This is a genomic window from Streptomyces sp. NPDC006463 (assembly GCF_042870715.1).
GTDB lineage: Bacteria > Actinomycetota > Actinomycetes > Streptomycetales > Streptomycetaceae > Streptomyces.
In genome coordinates, this window is sequence record NZ_JBIAHP010000023.1 from 82913 (window position 1) to 100365 (window position 17453).

Below are 17453 nucleotides of genomic sequence, written 5' to 3' on the forward strand. Positions count from 1 at the left end.
CAAAGCGAGGGCTCGGCTGCGCCGGGCCGGGGCCCTTCCCGGTCCCGCCCCACACCCGGTCCCGCCCGGACATCCGGCCCGTCGGCGATCGAGGCGGGGGCTGGGGGCTGGGGGGAGTCCCGGGGCTTTGCCGCGGGCAACGGTCAGGCGCGGTGGATCGGTTCGCCCGCGCCCGCCACCGTTTCGGCGACCGTACCCGGGATCTCGGCCGCCGGCACGACCAGGACCCTGGAGCGCGCCCGCTCGGCGGCGCCCCTGCTCTACTCCCGCACGTGACGCCCGTCCTTACGCCTCAGGCCCCCGACTCGAACTCCCTGCGCAGTTCGCCCACGACCGCTTTGCCGCTCACCGTCAGCTCCGCCGCGCCGGACAGCCGGTCCAGGGCGCGCTTGATCGCATCCCCGTCGCCGTCACCATCCCCGCCGTCCCCGTCCCCGTCCCCGCGGCCCTGCGACCGCCGGTACTCCTCGGCCGCCACCCGCGCGTACACATCGGCCAGCAGCTCCGACACCGGCACCGGCCGCTCCCGCCAAGGGGATTCGTGCAGCCACTCCCCGTCCAGCGCGTACAGGTCGGCCACCTCGGTCAACTCGCGCAGCCGGGCCCGCCGCCGCCCGGTGAGGAGCGCCAGGGCGGTCCCGCGTACGCCCGCCGAGCAGGTCACGCCCAGCGCGCCGGGCCCGCGCCGCCCCGCGCGCCCCGGGCCGGCGCCCGCTCCGTCCGCGAGGGGTGTGAGCGTGCCCAGGCCGGCCGCGGTCTCCCGCGCCAGGGCCGGCACCGTGCGGTGCAGCAGCGTCCAGGCCGCGCCGAGCCGGCGCTGCCAGCCCTCGGCTCCGGCTCCGTCCAGTCGCGGCGAGGGCGGCCGGGAGAAGCAGTCGCGGTAGGGGTCGACGTCCTCCAGAGCCATCGGCCGCACCCACGCCCCGGTTCCCGGAAGGAGCCGTACGGGCTGCCAGCGCGGGCCCTCCTCGGACAGCCCGAAGCGGGTTTCGGTGCCGCCTTCCCGTACGGAGAACCCCGCGTCGGCGGCCCTGATCCCGGCCCGGCCCTCCTCGGCGGACGCGCCGGTGCGCAGCAGGCCGAGCGTGGGCAGGTACAGCGCGCCGCCCTGGTGGACCACGGTCGCGGTCATGTCCAGCCGCCCTCGCACCACGGCCGCCGCGGCCAGCGCGGACAACTGCCGGACCGGCTCCGTTCCCGGGGGCCGCCCCCGGCGTACCGAATCCAGGGCGGCGAGCACCCACGCACGGGTGTACGGATGGTCCACTACGGTGTCCAGGGCGTCCGGCGCTGCGGCCTCCACGGCCGCGAGCAGCTCCCAGGAGTGCTGCCAGTCCTCGCCCCCGGCCTCCCCCATGTCGCTGTGCAGCCGGGCCAGCAGTACCCGGGTCAGCTCCTGCTGGGAGGCCATGAGGACGGCGGGCCCGGCGACCTCGGGCGCGATGACGACAGGGGCGGTGCGCGCTTCGACCCCGTCCACCAGTTCCCGCAGGTCGGTGCAGTAGACGGAGGGGTTGTCGAACCCGTTCGCGTCCCGGTAGCGGTGCGCGTAGAGGCCTCCGCCGCACGAACGCACCACGGGGCACCGGCGGCACTCGGCGCTGACGCCCGCGAGGCCCGACTGCCGGGCCCGGATGCCGGGGTGGGCGGCCACCTCGTCGAAGCTGTGCCGGAAGACGTCGAAACCGGTGGCGGCGGCGCCCTCGTGAGCGGTCTTGAGCGAATCGGCCTGCTCCAGCGTGCCGTCGGTCTCGACGACGACCAGGTCCGTGGGTGCCAAGCCGAGCGACTCCGTGAGGCTCGGCCCGCCCCGCAAGGTGCTCAGGAGCGAGTCGAACAGCCGGACGGGCACCGGCCTGCCCTGCGTCTCCCAGTGGTCGAAGGCCCGCAGGAGCCACCGGGCGTAGGGCACGGGCAGCCCGTCGGGCCGGGCCGGGGGCGTCTCCCAAGTGGCGTGCGGCAGCAGGAAGTCGATGCGCGGCGGTTCGAGCGAGGTGAGCGCGTCGAGCACCGCGCGGGGGTCGTTCTCGACGTCCACCGTGCAGAGCAGGCCCTGGTACAGGTGCCGGTAGCGCTCCTGTCTGAGCAGTTCGAGCGCCTTGAGGACCAGGGGGTGGCTGGAACGGCCGTCCGCGAAGCGACGGTGCCGGTCGTTGGCCGTGCGGTCGCCGTCGAGGGACACCCCGACCTTGACCCCGTACTCGGAGAAGAGGTCGAGGAAGGGGACGCCCAGCCGGAGCCCGTTGGTATGGATGCGCAGATCGAGTCCGGCCACCCCGTCGAGGGCGCGGGTGAGCACCTCGCACAGCGTCCGCAGCCGGGCGGGGCCGGCCAGCAGGGGCTCGCCGCCGTGCAGGATGACGGTCACCGAGGGCAGGCCGTGGGTGGCCGCGTGCTCGGCGAGTCGTGCCGCCACCCGTTCCGCCACCGGTTCGGAGAGTGCCTTGGGCTGTTGCCGCCAGCTCTGGTCCGCGTGTTCGTAGACGTAGCAGTGGTCGCATGCGAGATCGCATCTGCTGTGCACCTTGACCACGAACTCGCGGAAGGGGACGAGCCGCGCGGCACCGTCCCCGGGGAGCTCCATCGCGACGGGGTGCGCCGCGCTCAGAGGGAGGAGTTGAAGGTGACCGTCCGCGCGCCGGAAAGGGTCGCCTCGGGGAGCAGCCGGGCGATGCGCCGGTCGGCGTCCGCGCCCCGTGCGGTGAGCGATGACAGGCGGGGCCGGGCGGCGTGGTGCTCCTGCGGCACCGTCGGGACGGCGGGCTGCTCCTGGGTGTTCGTCACGGTTCCCCCCTCAAGGTCGTGGCTGTGTTTCCATCATGAGATTCCATCAGTGGAGCTGTGGTCATGAGACTAGAGACATCCGCAGCACGCCGAAAGACCACGGAGGCGTAGTGCGCGTCGAGGTGAGGGCACGAGACGGCCGCATGCTCGTGGCGGAGGTCTGGGGTGCGCCGGACGGTTTCCCCGTGCTCCTGCACCACGGCATGCCGGGGAGCAGGCTGGGGACCGCGCTGCCTGACATCACGGATCGCTACCCGGACATCCGCTTCTTCGCCTACGACCGGCCCGGCTACGGGGACTCCGAGCGCTCCCCGGGGCGGACGGTGGCCGATGCCGCCGGGGATTCCGCCGCCGTGGCGGACGCCCTGGGCGTGGACACCTTCGCCGTCGTCGGCCGCTCCGGGGGCGGTCCGCACGCCCTCGCCTGCGCGGCGCTGCTGCCGGAGCGGGTGACGGGGACGGCCGCCCTGGTCAGCCTCGCGCCGTGGGACGGAGCCGGACTCGACTGGTTCGCCGGAATGACCCCGCACAACGTGGAGCACTACGCCCTCGCGGTGCGCGATCCGGCGGCCCTGGAGCGGCGGCTCACTCCCCGGGCAGCGGCGATCAGCAGCGATCCGCACCGGCTGCTCGAAGAGCTGCGCGCGGATCTCTCCGACGCCGACCTGCCGGTCCTCTCGGACCACCAGGTGCACGAGGTGATCCTGGAGAACTACCGGGAGGCGTTGCGCACGTCCGTGTACGGCTGGCTGGACGACAGTCTGGCCTTCTGCCGCCCCTGGGGCTTCGACCCCGGCTCGATCCCCGGCCGGGTCCTGCTCTGGCGGGGCGCCGAGGACGCCTTCTCCCCCCTGGGCCACTTCCGCTGGCTGGCCGGACACATCGAGCACAGCACAGTCGTGATCAAGCCCGGGGCCGGCCACTTCGCCGCGCAGTACGCGCAGCCGGAGGCCCTGGACTGGCTGTTGTGACCGCAGGCTCCTCTTCGACCGGCGCGACCACCGCCTCGCGGGCGCCTTCCAGGCACTGGATGATCCGCTCGTGCGTGTCGCCGACGCTGTCCATCACCTGTATGCGCATGTAGAAGGCCCGCACCTCGTCGATGAACCGCTTCGAGAACACCCCCACACCGACGGTCTCGTACGTACCGGTGGCCACCAGCGGGTATCCCGGCCCCATTCCTATGAGCCTGAAGTCGACCGTTGCCCGTAGCCCGGCGCCGGCCAGCCGGTCGCCGACGCCCGCCAGGCCCGTCCACTCCGCCTCGCCCTGCCCTTCGTCCGGGTCCCCGGCCAGGAGAAGCCGGTAGTCCACGCGCTCCACCACCACGTTGTGCTGGCCGCCGTTGAGGACTCCCACGCTCCAGGCCTTCGACGTGCCCGGCAGCAGGCCCGCCACGAACTCGGACCGCCAGCCCAGGGCGGGCCGTACCGTACGGGCGTACTGGGCCCGCGCCAGGACGGTACCGGCCGAGACGGCCAGCAGGCTCGCCAGCGGTTCGGCGCTCATCAGCTGAAGGCGCCACGGCCAGTGCGAACGGGAGGCATCGGGGACGTTCCCGCGCACGATCTCCCACACGAGGACGGCTGCCAGCACGCACAGCAGCACCAGTGGTGCGGTGAAAAGCCAGCGGTTGCGCCGGATCCGGCGCTGCGCGTCGGGCGCGGGGCCTCCCCGTCCGGAAGGTGCACTGGCCATGTGCGCTGCCCCTCTCCCCCAAAGGCGAGCCCCTGCCCAGGAGTTGGGCAGGGGCTCACGATCGTGCCGCAGGCCGGGCGGGTCTCCTACCCGGCCCCGGGGATCAGTACACGCTGACCCCGTAGGCGTTGAGGGCCTCGACCACGGGCTGGAAGTAGGTGGTCCCGCCCGAGGAGCAGTTGCCGCTGCCGCCGGAGGTGAGGCCGACCGCGCGGGTGCCCGAGTAGAGGGGGCCGCCGCTGTCGCCGGGTTCGGCGCAGACGTTGGTCTTGATCATGCCGTAGACGATGTCGCCGCCGCCGTAGTTGACGGTGGCGTTGAGGCCGGTCACCGTGCCGCTGTGGGTTCCGGTGGTGGAGCCGCGCCGGGTCACGGACATGCCGTTCGTGGCGTTGACGGCGCTGGTGATGTCCTGGCTGCCGACGGTGCCGGGGTGGGCGAGCGAGGTGTTGTCGTAACGGATGAGCCCGTAGTCGTTGGTGGGGAAGCTGGAGCCCACGGTCGCGCCGATGGTGGTGGTGTGGGAGGAGTTGGTCCACCAGGTGCCCGCGCCGTCGGTGCAGTGCCCGGCGGTCAGGACGTAGTAGGTGCTTCCGCTGCGCACGTTGAAGCCGAGCGAGCAGCGCCAGCTCGACGCGTAGATCGCGTCGCCGCCGGAGATCAGCTTGGTCAGCTTGCCCGGGGTGCGCTCGATGCGCAGGGCCCCGGCATCGGCTCCGGCCTCGCGCTTGATTCTCGCGATGTCCGCGGCGGAGACGGTGGAGTCGGCGGCGACCACGAGGGTCCCGGTGGCGGGGTCGGTGTGCCAGGCGGTGCCGGCGACATTGGCGCGCAGGACGGATGCGCCTGCCGAGGCCAGCTGGGCGGGGCTGAACACCGCTTCCTTGCCGTCCCGGCTCGCGTCCGCGTTCGCGACGGTGGGGGCGGCGAGCGCTGCGACGGCGGCCAGGCCGGTGGCCACCGCGAGCAGCCTGGTACGGGTGATGCTCTTGATCCTCACTTCTCGTCCTCCGAGAGGGTCGGGGGCCCGGCGGTCGTGGGGGTGCCGGAGCCCGTGAGGCGCAGTCGGGGCACGGGAAGTGCACGCTTTTGCGCCGTGTCCCTGACAAGCACTGTCGGGAGTGTGGGGGCGTCAGTTACCGGTCGCAAGGGCGCCTTTCAGCCGCCGCTCTCCCGCCGCCGCATCGAAGAGCAGCATGTTCCGGGGCGGCGCCCCGAGCCTCCCCCGGAACGGCCGGAATTCGACCTTCCAGGTAATCGGCCGGCCCGGGAGTCCACCCCGACGGGGTCCGGGAGGGGTGCCGGTCGGCGTGACGGTCCCGCAGGGCACGGCGCCCACCCGGCTGCCGCGCCCTTCCCCCTTCCCGCCGGTCGACGGGCGGATCGTCTGCGTCATCGCTCATCCCGCACCCCTTCCACACCGGTCCGGACGGGAACCGTGAGGTAGCCCGTCCGGACCTGCGGAATCTGAAAGGGGTTCAGCAGCCGCAGTCGCAGCCGCAGTCACACCCGTCACAGCAGCCGCCGTCGCCGCAGCAGTTGCAGCAATCGCAATTGCAGTTGCCGCATTCGCAAGCGTCGCACCAGGGGTCGCGCTTCTTCCGCGACCACGGACCCTCGTGGTCCGTGCAGCACAGCTGGCAGGTACAGAACAGCCCGAGGGCCACCGCACAGCCGGCGAGCAGCCCGCGGCGCGGCTTCTGCGGGGGCAGCCCGCCGCCACCACCACCGCCACCGCCTCCGCCTCCACCACCGGGCCCCATGGGCGGCGGCATGCCCGGCCCGCCCGGAGCGTGGGCGGGAGCACCCGGCGCGTAGGGGTTGCCGCCCCCGTACGGAGCGCTGCCGTACGGGCCGGGTCCGCCCGGTGCGTAGCCCTGCGGTGCGTAGCCCTGCGGCGGCGGTCCGTAGCCGCCCTGCCCCTGACCGGCGGCGTTCGCCTCGACATGCCCGCAGCTGCTGGTCCCGAAGGCCCGGTCCACCGACGTGCGCAGCTCGTGCACGAGCAGCCGGTGGGCGAGTCCCGCGTCGGCGAACTCGACCTCGCGCAGCGCCAGCCTGATGCCGCGCAGGGCGTCGTCGCACAGCCGCCGGGCCTCGGTGAGCGAGGTCCCGGTGGCGGTGAGCGGGTTCCAGGCGCCCGCCGCGGCGTCCGCGCTCCGGTCCTCCACCGCGTCCAGCAGGTGCGCGAGCCGCCCGAAGTACCGGCCCGCCTCGGCGAGCGCGGGGGCGTTGCCTGGCCGTCCGGCCAGCTGCGCGGTATGGGCGAAGGCCGCGGCCGTCGCGGTCTCCGTCGGTTCGGTCACCACGAGTACGGGCGTGCCGAGGCCGGCCAGCGTCTCGATGCCCGCCTGCCGGTCCACGGCGTCGACCAGGACCGCCGTGTCGAAGCCGAGCGAGGCCCCGGTGCGGGCGCCGGCCCGGTCCCAGCCGCGGGCCACCTTGCGGGCGGCCGCGGCTATGGGGGCGCGGGCCAACAGCCCGTCGCGGTCCGCCACGTGGTCCCGTACCTTCGCGGAGGCCAGGACGAGCGAGACGGCCGCGGCGAGTCGGGCGCCCTCGCCGTTGGCGACCGGGGCCGTACGCATCCCGCGCAGGGGGCAGGGGCCCGCGGTGCGGCGGGCGCCGGGCGCCGGACCGGACTGAGCCTCCGTCAGAACGGAGACGAGCAGCCCGTCGTAGTTGGTGACGATCCGGGCGAACTGGCCGTGGTCACCCCGAAGTGCCAGGCACAGCCCGCAAAGATGAGCCATCCACTCCGCTTTGAACCGCTCCCCCAGCCGGTGCGTGCATGGTCTGACGATGCCGAACAACTGCTTCCCCCGTGTGTCGTACGCGTGCCTGCCCGGCATGGTATCGAGCCGGATTCTTCACCCGTACGTCCCCGTCGCTCACCCGTACGGACGCGACAGTCGTATTTTCACTCAGTCAGCAGTGGTAGCCGTCTGGATCCTTGATCGTGCAACGCATGTTCTGCACCAGTACCGTCACGAAACCCGTGCGCGGCGACTATCCACTTGGCGCGTTGTCAGCATCATGGACGACCATAGGGGCAGCGGAGAGAAGACAGACTGACCGCGGTGAAAGGAGGCGTCCATGGGTTCGGTGCGCAAGGCGAGTGCCTGGCTGGGTCTCGTGGAGGACAGCGACGACGAGCGTTACTACGACGACGACTACGCGGAGGCCGCCCAGGGTGGCTCGGTGTCCGGGCCCGGCGACCAGTGGGTCACCGACCCCCGGGTCAGGGTGGCGTCGGAGTCGGCCGTCGAGCAGGGCCGTCGGATCGCGACGGTCACCCCGGACGGCTTCCGTGACGCACGGGGGATCGGCGAGCTGTTCCGCGAGGGTGTCCCGGTGATCGTCAACCTGTCGTCGATGGACCCGGGCGACGCGAAGCGCGTCGTCGACTTCGCGGCCGGACTGACCTTCGGGCTGCGCGGTTCGATCGAGCGGGTGGCGACCAGGGTCTTCCTGCTGACCCCGGCCGACACCCAGATCGTGAGCGGCGAGCCCGGCGGCCGCTCGCGCGAGTTCTTCAACCAGAGCTAGGCAGGGCCCTCACCGGAAGGCGTCGAGCCCGGTGAGCGCCTTGCCCAGCACCAGTTGGTGCATCTCGACGGTGCCCTCGTAGGTGAGGACCGATTCGAGGTTGGTGGCGTGCCGCATGACGGGGTATTCCAGTGAGATCCCGTTGGCACCCAGGATGGTCCGCGCGGTGCGGCAGATCTCGATGGCCTCGCGGACGTTGTTGAGCTTGCCGAAGCTGATCTGCTCCGGCCGCAGGGTGCCCGCGTCCATCCGCCGGCCCAGATGGTGGGCGAGAAGGATGCCCTTGTGGAGTTCGAGGGCCATGTCCGCGAGTTTGGCCTGGGTGAGCTGGAAGCCGCCGATCGGCCTGCCGAACTGCTCGCGCGTCTTCGCGTAGCCGAGCGCGGACTCGAAGCTGGCGCGCGCCGCGCCCATGGACCCCCAGATGATCCCGTACCGCGCGTGGCTGAGGCAGCCGAGCGGCCCCTTGAGCCCGGTGACCTCCGGCAGCACCGCGTCGGCGGGCAGCCGTACGTCGTCCATGACCAGCTCGCTGGTGACGCTGGCCCGCAGCGACCACTTGTGCTTGATCTCCGGCGCGCAGAACCCGGGGGTGTCGGTGGGCACCGCGAACCCGCGGATCCCCTCGTCGGTCTGCGCCCACACCACGGCGACCGCCGCGACGGAACCGTTGGTGATCCACATCTTGCGGCCGTTGAGCACCCAGTCGGTGCCGTCGCGCTTCGCGTACGTGCGCATGGCGGCGGGGTCGGAGCCGACGTCGGGCTCGGTCAGCCCGAAGCAGCCGATCAGCTCACCGGCCGCCATGCCGGGCAGCCAGCGCTGCTTCTGCTCCTCCGAGCCGTACTTCCAGATCGCGTACATGGCGAGCGAGCCCTGGACGGAGACCAGCGAGCGGATGCCGGAGTCGGCGGCCTCCAGTTCGAGGCAGGCGAGACCGTACTGAACGGCGCTGGCGCCGGCGCACCCGTACCCGGTGAGGGACATGCCGAGCGCCCCGATGGCCCCGAGCTCCCGGGCCAGCTCCCGGATCCCGGGCAGCTCGCCGCTCTCGTACCACTGTGCGATGTGCGGCAGCACGCGGTCGGCGGCCCAGCTGCGGACGGTGTCGCGGATCGCGAGGTCCTCGGGCCCGAGGAGCTCGTCGAGCCCGAGCGGATCAAGGGGCAGGAACGCGGACACGGGGCCTCCCGAAGGCCTGAGTACAGAACCTAGCAGCGCGAGTTTTACGCTCCGCCGACGCTATGCGTCCGCGCCGGGCAAATCCAGCCCCACCCCGTACGGTCAGCCCGCCCGCTCCGCCGGGGACGGGCACGGCTCGCCGCTGACCTGCGCCGGCAGCCGCACGACCGTGGACTCCGCGTGGGGCTCCGGGTGAGCCTTCGCGGGGGTCTGCGCATCGGGCTCGCGGGCAGCCGCCCCGCACTCCATCACCCGCGGCAGCCTCAGCGCCATCACGGCCCCCGCCAGCAGGAGCCCCGCACTCACCAGGAGCGTCACGTGCAGGCCGTGCACGAACGAGTGACGGGCGGCGGCGTACAGCGCCGCCCCCGCCGGCCCTCCGAGGTGCGCGGCGATCTGGTAGGCCTCGCCCAGGGAATGCGCGGCGCCCGCCGAGTCCGCGGGCGAGACCCCCGGCACCCGCGCGAGCCCGGGCGCGTACGCGGCGTTCATCACGCTGCCCAGCAGCGCGATGCCGATGCCCGCGCCCAGCTGGTACGAGGTCTCGCCGATCGAGGCCGCGCCGCCCGCGGTGTCCGCGGGGGCCTCGCTCAGCATGGACTCGTACGCGGCGAACAGCGTGGTCTGGAGCCCGAAGCCGAGCAGGATGAAGCCGACGGTGAGCAGCACGGGCCGGTCGTGCTGGCCCATGAAGGTCAGCAGCAGCACGGCGAAGGCGGTGAGCAGGAAGCCCAGGGAGACCATCGTGCGCGGCCCGATCCGGGCCAGCGTGTACGAGCCGGTGGCGCCCGCGGCCATGGCGGCGAAGGTGAGCGGCAGCAGCCGCAGGCCGGTCGCCAGCGGGCTGAGGTGCAGCACCAGCTGGAGGTACTGGACGGCGATCAGCTCCAGGCCGACCAGGGCCAGCATGGCGAGCACGATGCAGCCGACGGAGGTCGAGAAGGCGGCGCGGGAGAACATCCGCATGTCGATCAGCGGGTGCGTGCGCCGCTTCTGCCTGCGTACGAAGAGGACGAGCAGCGCCACGCCGAGCACCAGCGGCACCAGCGCCTGCGCGTCGAGGAGCTCCCGCTCCGCGCCCAGCCGTTTGATGCCGAGCACCGAGCCGAGCACGCCGGCGGCGGCCATCAGGGCGCCGGTCACGTCCCACGGCCCGTCGCAGGATCCCTTCGACTCGGGCAGCAGCCAACGTCCCAGCGGCAGGATCAGTGCCATCAGCGGGATGTTGATGAGGAAGACCGAACCCCACCAGTAGTGCTGGATGAGGAAGCCGCCGAGCACGGGTCCGCTGGCGGCGCCGACCGCGGCGACGGCGGTCCAGATGCCGATGGCGAGGGCACGCTCGCGCCGGTCCGGGAAGACCTGGCGAAGGATCGACAGGGTGGCGGGCATGATCATCGCGCCGCCGATGCCGAGCAGGGCGCGCGCGGCGATGAGGACCTGGGCGTTGTCGGCGAGGGCGGCGATGGCGGAGGCAACACCGAAGAGCCCGTAGCCGAGGAGGAGGACGCGGCGGCGGCCGACCCGGTCCCCGAGGGTGCCGAAGAGGATCAGCAGCGAGGCGCAGACCAGCGGGTAGGCGTCGACTATCCACAGGAGTTCGATCGAGCCGGGGCGCAGGTCCTCGGTGATGGAGGGGACGGCGACGTGCAGGATCGTCGCGTCGAGCGCGACGAGGACCAGGCTGACGCACAGCACCGCCAGGACGACCCAGCGGTTGGCCCCGCCGGAGGCTGCGCGGAGCCGCTGCCAGGGAGAAGGGGTCCTGGCCCCGGCCGCGTTCGTCCCCGACATGCATGTACCTCCCAGGTGATCCCTCGCGCTCGGCGGACCAGCGTCTTGCGGAGCCACGGGGGGTGGTGCGCTGTGCGGCGTCCAACGGGGTCCGGCATCGACACGCGAGTGAACGGTCAGCGTACGCGAGTTCGCCTGCCCGATACGTGGTCAAGCTCTCATCCCGGCGACGGCCGTCCTGTGGTGTACGCCACTCCCCCACCTCGCCCCTCCCCCGCGTACACGCGCGCTCACGGCCCGTGGTTCTCGGGGCCGCCGGCGTCGCCACCGATAATCATGCCCGTGAAAGATCTTGGATTCCGCCGGGCCGCGCCCGCGCTCGCCGTCTTCGCGGCGGTCCGCCTGCTCGGGCTGGCCGTGCTCGCGGTGTGGAGCGCGGCGGCCGGCAGCAGCCCGCACACGTTGCTGTCGGCGCGCTGGGACTCGCTCTGGTACGCCCGCATCGCCGCCGAGGGGTACGGGTACGAGGTCCTCCTCCCGAACGGGGACGTCCACTCGAACCTCGCCTTCTTCCCGCTGCTGCCCTGGCTGGAGCGGCTGGTGTCGGCGGCGACCGGGCTCTCGTACGGCTCCGCGGGTCTGGTGGTCTCGGTGGCGGCGGGGCTCGCCGCGGCCTGGGGGATCTTCGCGGTGGCGGACCTGCTCCACGGCCGCCGGGCCGGGGTCATCGCCGTCGCCCTGTGGGCGGCGCTGCCCGTCGGGATCGTGCAGTCGATGGCCTACAGCGAGTCGTTGTTCACCGCGCTGGCCGCCTGGGCGTTGTACGGGGCCCTGCGCGGCCGGTGGCTGACGGCGGGCCTGCTCGCGGCCGGGGCGGGGCTGACCCGGCCGGTCGGCGCCGCGGTGGTCGCCGCGGTGTGGGTGGCCGCCGCACTGGCACTGCGGCGCGGGGAGCGGTCGTGGCGGATCACCGCGGGGGCGGCGCTGGCTCCGCTGGGTGCGGCGGCGTACGTGCTGTGGGTCGGCGAGCACACCGGGCGCGGCCTGTTCGGGTACCTGGACGTACAGGGCGGCTGGGGCAACGGCTTCGACGGGGGCTGGGCCTTCGCCCGGTTCATCGGGGCGAAGTTGGCCTCCTCCGCCTTCGCGGCCGGGCTGGGGCTGATCGCCGGGGTCGTGCTCGTGCTCTGGCTGTACGGGCGGTGCGTGCGGCAACGGCAGCCGGCGCCGCTCCTCGTGTACTGCGGCATCGTCGTGGCGCTGGCGCTCTGCGCGTCGGGGTACTTCGGCTCCAAGCCCCGGCTGTTGCTGCCCGCCTTCCCGCTGCTGCTGCCGGTGGCGGTGGCGTTGGCCCGGTGGCGGACCCGCCGGGCGGCCCTGGTGCTGGGCGCGGCGGCGCTGGCCTCGGCGGTCTACGGGGCGCTGTGGCTGAACGGCTCGGGCCCTCCGTAACGGAATGGATCATTCCGATCCATCATTCGGCAAAGGAAAGGAGCGGCGGCGATAAAGTGCCGGTAAGTATGCGAAATAATTGCCAGGGCAGTGGATCAGACCGCTCCAACCATTGCCGAAATACGGGGAATTAAGTCCCTCGTGAGACCAACTCCACATCACATGGTCATCACAAAGCCGGTGATTCGCCCGGGCTGACCATCGGCGCGCGGTAACGTCGATTGAGTGCGTACCGACCAAATCCTGACCCGTCTGGAGCGGGTGTTCGCCCGGCTGGACCGGGAACCAGAGCGACCGGCTCATCTGCAAACCCCGCAGATGAGCCGGCACCGCGTCGTTCTCCTGGGATCGACCTTCGCCTTCTACCTCGCGATCGTGGTGGCCGTACTGACCACGTCCTGGCTCGTCCGCCTGGACTGGCAGATCATGTTCTTCCGGCCCTACGAGCAGTGGCCGCAGGTGCACGCCTTCCTCGACTACCTCGTCGTGCTCGGCCAGCGCGGGCCCACCGCGGTCATGGTCGCCGCCTGGCTCGGCTGGCGCTCCTGGCGGCAGCACACCCTCCGCCCGCTGATCGCGCTCGGCGTGGCACTGCTGCTGCTCAACATCACCGTCGGGTCCGTCAAGCTCGGCCTCGGCCGGCTCGGCCCGCACTACGCCACGGAGATCGGATCGGCCGAACTCTTCGCGGGCGGCGATATATTCCCTTCCGGCCACACCGCGAACGCCGTCGTGACCTGGGGCATCCTCGCGTACCTGGCCTCCACCGTGGTCACCCGGCGGGTGTTGTCCGTGGTGTCCGCGGTCGTCTCGCTGAGCGTCGGCGCCACCACCGTCTACCTCGGCACCCACTGGGTCAGCGACGTCCTGCTCGGCTGGTCCGCGGGACTGCTGATCCTGCTGGCGCTGCCCTGGTTCGAGCCGCTCATCGCCCGGTCCGAGGCCTACGTCTTCGAGCTGCGCGAACTGCTGCGCCGCCGCGCGGAGACCGGCCGGATGTCCGCGCCCGTCGCGTCCGCGCTCACCCCGCTGCTCTCCGCGGGCGGAAAGTGGCAGCTGGTCCGCGTCACCGACCCCGCCGAGGAGCCGGCTCCCGCGACCGCCGCGGCGCTCGCACAGGCGGCAGTACCCGTCGGGCACACCCCGGCGCCGCGGCCCGCGGCCGTGCTCTCCGCCCGGCCGCACGTCATCCGTTCCGAGCGGACCCCGGTCACCCCCGTCGGCAGCCGCCGCCCGGCGCACACCGAACGGGCCACCGCACGGGGGACGGCGCCCCGCCCGGTCGCCGGCGGCTGAACCAGCGTCGCGGGACGGTACGCACACCTCACCGCACACCGCGAAGGCGGGCCGGGTCACTGACCCGGCCCGCCTTCGTCGTTCGCCGTCCGTCAGCCGCGCGCCCTGACGTTCGTCCGTCCCGGGTCACGCTTGTGTCACAGAATATCGACAGTCGTCAATTGTTTTACGGCCCGCGACACGCCCGTCGCACAACCTGTTCGGAATTTCCGCCGAAACCAATCCACTCAACCGGGGAATTCCTGCCGGAGATTGCCGCGTGCCCGTTGGACCGGACCAGCTGAATCCCCCTCACTTCCCCTACATTTCCTTCACCGCCGCCGACTCCACGGCCCGCCCCAGCAGATCCCTGGCGGCCCTGATCCGGTCGGTCAGCTCGGGCGGCTCGACCACTTCGAACTCACAGCCGAGCAGCATGAGGTGAATCACCAGGACGTCCAGGCTCACCGCCCCGGTGCGCAGCAGGCAGCTCTGCCCGTCGACGGGTTCGAGGGCGCCGTCGCTCGGCCCGACGGTCCGCGCCGCCTCCTCTACCGAAATCTTCAGCCGTACCACCGCGCGGGCCGCGTACGCGCGCTGCGCCACGCCCTCGGAGACGTACGCGGCGAGGTCCTCGGCGGGCGGCCGGCGCGGCGTGAACCGCGGCCCGTGCGGCGGCCTGGGCTCGATCCGGTCGGCCCGGAAGGTGCGCCAGTCCTCCCGGTCCAGGTCCCAGGCGACCAGGTACCAGCGCCGCTCGGTGCACACCAGCCGGTGCGGCTCCACCGCGCGGCGGGTCACGTTGCCCTCGTGGTCCCGGTAGCCGAAGCGCAGCCGCTCCGCGTCCCGGCACACGGCGGCGAGCTCGGTCAGCACCGAGGGATCGACGGTGGAGCGCTGCGGCCCGCGCAGCATCGGAACGGTGAACTCGTTGAGCGCGGAGACCCGGCGCCGCAGCCTCGACGGCAGTACCTGCTCCAGCTTGGCGAGGGCCCGTACGGAGGCCTCCCCGATCCCCTCGACCCCGTTCCCGGCGGCGGTCCGCAGCCCGACCGCGACGGCCACGGCCTCGTCGTCGTCCAGCAGCAGCGGCGGCAGCTCGGCCCCCGCCCCCAGTTGGTACCCGCCGCCGGTCCCGGGACTGGCGTTCACCGGGTACCCCAGCTCCCGCAGCCGGTCCACGTCCCGCCGGACGGTCCGCGCGGTCACCCCGAGCCGTTCGGCGAGATCGGCCCCGGTCCATTCGCGGTGAGCCTGCAACAGGGACAACAGACGCAGCAGTCGCGCGGAGGTATCGAGCATGGCCGAAGTCTGCCAGCGGCGAACTGCGGCGGGGCGCACCCGCGTTCAGCCCAGAGGCGTCCCGGGAGGCGACGACGGGGTCACGGCCGGGACGGGTGACGGACGGGGAACCGGGACGGGCGTCGCCTCCGCCGGGACCACCGGGACCACCGGAGGGACGGACGCCCGCTCTGGAATGGCCAGCAGCATGCCCACCTCGATCGCCTCGGGCCGCGCCCCGATCAGCTCCCGGTTCACCTCGTACAGCGCCCGCCAGCCGCCCGGCACCGTGTGCTTGCGCGCGATCGTCACCAGCGTGTCACCAGCCCGCACCACGTGCATCCGCCCGGCCAGCCCGTACCGCTTCGAGCACGCGGGCCAGGCGTCCCAGCCCTGACTGCCGATCACGTCCTCCGCGACCCGGATCTGCTGCGCCCGGCTCGCCAGGTCCGCCCGCGGCGCGAACGCGGGCCCCCCGTACTCCACCCACGTCGGCTGCCAGAACTGCAGCCCGCCGTAGAAGCCGTTGCCGTTGTTGATCGCCCAGCGCCCACTGCTCTCGCAGTCGGCGACGCAGTCCCAGGGCCACTGCCCGCCCGGCCCGCAGTCCCCCGGCCCGCTTCCGATCAGGCCCGGCGAACCGGGGTGCGACGCCCCCGCCGGTCCGGGCGCGGGCGGCGGCGGTGCCGCTCCGGCCGCCGCCGTACCGGAGGGGAGTACGAGGACCAGTACGGCGGCGACGGCAGCGGCACCGGCGGCACGCCGGATCCGGAGGTGGGGCACCGGGTCACGCTACGCAGCCCGCGCCGCCCTCCCCGGCCCGGCGCACCGGGCGCGCCCCGCGCCCCACCCGGTCGGCCGACCGGCCACCCCTTCCCCAAACGGCCATCCTGGGCCACCAACTGCGCACAAGCAGAAAACAGTTGGCACGAAAGCGAAGCTCCGGTCGGACGGTTCACTCCTCCGGGGGCCTGGTTCGATTCCGTTCCCTCCAATGGCGTGACCCCGGCCGCCGCTCCCCCGTTGATCCCGGCGAGCCGGGAACCGCCCGGCCCCCGCACCTATGCCGAGGAGCCACCCGTGCCGCGCATGCTCGACGTCAGTGATGAGGTACGTGCCGAGATCGGTGACGAAGAAGCCGACAGGCTGCTCGTCGGCGAGGACGCGCCGCGCAGTTACGACTGCACCTCCTGTCGCACCCCGGGCGACCCCGAGAACGACCGCACCAGCACGGTGCTGTTCGTAGGCGAGGAGACCGCCGTCCTCGCCTTCGCCCACGCCACCTGCATCCCCTCGCAGGTCGTCACCGTGTCCGAGGAGCAGCTCCAGGGCGCCGTCGCGAGCATCACCGGCGACAGCCCGGCCCCCGGCGCGCCCGCAACCGCCGGCGGCCCGCAGAACGTGCCCGGCGGCCAGGCCGTCCTCGGCATCACCAGCGGTCTGATCCTGATCGGCGGCGAGCTCCACCCCGCCCTCGTCGTCGAGCCGACCGCGCCGATCGCCCGCCCCGGCAGCGACGGCCCCGGCGACGACTTCCTCCCGCTCCTCATCGAGCAGGGCTTCATCCCCGTCACCGACACGGCCGAGCTCCCCACCGCGCTGAACGGCTGGTCGGTCCTGCTCGCCGGCGGCCAGCTGCACGCCGTCCTCCAGCCGGGCACCGATGGCGGCCGCCCGGTCGCCTGGTGGCAGGCGCACCAGGCGCTGTCGGTCACCGACGGCTGGCGGTCCGCCGTCAACAAGACCCAGCGCGTGCTCATCTACGCCGCCCCGGTCGGCTCCATCGGCCAGCAGCCCCGCGAGGACCTGCTGCGCGACGCGCTGGACAAGGCGGCCGCCGCGGGCAAGCTCGTGGCCGCCTCGATGCCCCTGGCGGGCACTCCGGGAGCCTGATCCACAGGCTCCACAGCCGGTACCGGAACAGCCGCCCGGCCCCCCGCCGCAGGGGGGCCGGGCGGCGTGCGCCGGGGGGGCGGTCCGTCCGGCACACCCCCGGCGATCTGCGTTTTCCGGGCCGTCACCCCGCATCCGCAAGGCGCTCGTTTCGTTGGCTGATACGTGCATCCATACGACTCCTCCCGCGCCCCGTCCCGTACGAGCACCGTCTCGCACACCCCGATCTACGACACCCTGTACTCGGAGTACCTGCGTTCCTTCCGCGCGCTGCCGGGCGACCGTACGGGCGAGGAGGACCTCGGGTTCACGGCCTTCTCGTACGGGGCCGGGTACTCCGGCACGGTCAGCTCGTACGGCACCGGCCCGTACGGAACCGGCCCGTACGGAACCGGCTCGTACGGCGGCTGGAACGGTTCGTCGTGGCAGGAGACCGACAGCCGGCAGCCCGCGTACGTCCCCCAGCCGCAGCCCCAGCCCTTGTACTCGTACGCGGGCGGCTCCGGATACGCCGACGGGCGGCAGCGCCAGACCGGGATGACACACGTCCCGGCGGCCCTGCCGCCCGCTCCGCGCCGGGGCTACTGAGCCCGCGGCAGCGTACT

General features: G+C 73.0%; 15 protein-coding genes. 6 read left to right on the forward strand and 9 right to left on the reverse strand.

The genetic code is table 11. From position 1 onward, the window contains the following. Positions 1-292 precede the first annotated feature (292 nt). Together fxsBH and ACFYOB_RS32480 are read right to left on the reverse strand one after the other, a co-directional pair. Positions 293-2584 (reverse strand): radical SAM/SPASM protein FxsBH, inactivated beta-hydroxylase extension form, encoded by a 2292-nt coding sequence (gene fxsBH / locus ACFYOB_RS32475; protein ID WP_388566079.1) that lies wholly within the window; start codon positions 2582-2584, stop codon positions 293-295. A 20-nt stretch (positions 2585-2604) separates the two neighbouring features. Beyond that, complete coding sequence (locus ACFYOB_RS32480) at positions 2605-2784, reverse strand: hypothetical protein (RefSeq protein WP_388566081.1); 180 nt, start codon at positions 2782-2784, stop codon at positions 2605-2607. Positions 2785-2927: 143 nt separating this feature from the next. Between ACFYOB_RS32480 and ACFYOB_RS32485 the strand changes: the two genes are divergently transcribed. Next, complete coding sequence (locus tag ACFYOB_RS32485; protein WP_388566084.1) at positions 2928-3755, forward strand: alpha/beta fold hydrolase; 828 nt, start codon at positions 2928-2930, stop codon at positions 3753-3755. Here ACFYOB_RS32485 and ACFYOB_RS32490 read toward each other — a convergent pair. The 3 genes from ACFYOB_RS32490 to ACFYOB_RS32500 form a co-directional block, all read right to left on the reverse strand. Then, on the reverse strand, positions 3688-4482 hold the full coding sequence (locus ACFYOB_RS32490) for a hypothetical protein (protein ID WP_388566086.1): 795 nt from the start codon (positions 4480-4482) through the stop codon (positions 3688-3690). The two genes, ACFYOB_RS32485 and ACFYOB_RS32490, sit on opposite strands and share 68 nt — an antisense overlap. A gap of 103 nt (positions 4483-4585) precedes the next feature. Next, positions 4586-5482, reverse strand: coding sequence for a S1 family peptidase (locus ACFYOB_RS32495; protein WP_388566088.1), 897 nt, complete (start codon positions 5480-5482; stop codon positions 4586-4588). Between the two features lie 478 nt (positions 5483-5960). Then, a complete protein-coding gene (locus ACFYOB_RS32500; RefSeq protein WP_388566201.1) occupies positions 5961-7295 on the reverse strand; it encodes a DUF5685 family protein in 1335 nt (444 codons plus the stop codon). Positions 7296-7578: 283 nt separating this feature from the next. Between ACFYOB_RS32500 and ACFYOB_RS32505 the strand changes: the two genes are divergently transcribed. Next, complete coding sequence (locus tag ACFYOB_RS32505) at positions 7579-8031, forward strand: cell division protein SepF (protein WP_328924932.1); 453 nt, start codon at positions 7579-7581, stop codon at positions 8029-8031. 9 nt (positions 8032-8040) lie between these two features. On the opposite strand, the gene ACFYOB_RS32510 is transcribed toward ACFYOB_RS32505, so the two are convergent. Both ACFYOB_RS32510 and ACFYOB_RS32515 read right to left on the reverse strand, forming a co-directional pair. Beyond that, positions 8041-9213, reverse strand: coding sequence for an acyl-CoA dehydrogenase family protein (locus ACFYOB_RS32510; RefSeq protein ID WP_388566090.1), 1173 nt, complete (start codon positions 9211-9213; stop codon positions 8041-8043). Positions 9214-9315: 102 nt separating this feature from the next. After that, positions 9316-11007 carry an MFS transporter gene (locus tag ACFYOB_RS32515; protein ID WP_388566092.1) on the reverse strand — a complete coding sequence of 564 codons (1692 nt, stop codon included), beginning with the start codon at positions 11005-11007 and terminating at the stop codon, positions 9316-9318. A 276-nt stretch (positions 11008-11283) separates the two neighbouring features. On the opposite strand from ACFYOB_RS32515, the gene ACFYOB_RS32520 reads away from it, so the two are divergent. Both ACFYOB_RS32520 and ACFYOB_RS32525 read left to right on the forward strand, forming a co-directional pair. Beyond that, the gene (locus ACFYOB_RS32520) at positions 11284-12399 is read left to right on the forward strand and encodes a hypothetical protein (protein ID WP_388566094.1); all 1116 of its coding nucleotides are present in this window, start codon (positions 11284-11286) and stop codon (positions 12397-12399) included. Positions 12400-12624: 225 nt separating this feature from the next. After that, positions 12625-13695, forward strand: a complete 1071-nt coding sequence (locus ACFYOB_RS32525) for a phosphatase PAP2 family protein (protein ID WP_388566097.1) — start codon at positions 12625-12627, stop codon at positions 13693-13695. A gap of 300 nt (positions 13696-13995) precedes the next feature. Here ACFYOB_RS32525 and ACFYOB_RS32530 read toward each other — a convergent pair whose 3' ends face one another. Both ACFYOB_RS32530 and ACFYOB_RS32535 read right to left on the reverse strand, forming a co-directional pair. Further along, a complete protein-coding gene (locus tag ACFYOB_RS32530; protein WP_388566099.1) occupies positions 13996-14976 on the reverse strand; it encodes a helix-turn-helix transcriptional regulator in 981 nt (326 codons plus the stop codon). Positions 14977-15021: 45 nt separating this feature from the next. Beyond that, positions 15022-15738: a transglycosylase family protein gene (locus tag ACFYOB_RS32535; protein WP_388566102.1), complete on the reverse strand. Its 717-nt coding sequence runs from the start codon at positions 15736-15738 to the stop codon at positions 15022-15024. Between the two features lie 297 nt (positions 15739-16035). Here ACFYOB_RS32535 and ACFYOB_RS32540 point away from each other — a divergent pair, with 297 nt between their 5' ends. Together ACFYOB_RS32540 and ACFYOB_RS32545 are read left to right on the forward strand one after the other, a co-directional pair. After that, positions 16036-16848, forward strand: a complete 813-nt coding sequence (locus ACFYOB_RS32540) for a hypothetical protein (RefSeq protein WP_388566105.1) — start codon at positions 16036-16038, stop codon at positions 16846-16848. A 165-nt stretch (positions 16849-17013) separates the two neighbouring features. Then, positions 17014-17436, forward strand: a complete 423-nt coding sequence (locus ACFYOB_RS32545) for a hypothetical protein (RefSeq protein WP_388566107.1) — start codon at positions 17014-17016, stop codon at positions 17434-17436. Positions 17437-17453 lie beyond the last annotated feature (17 nt).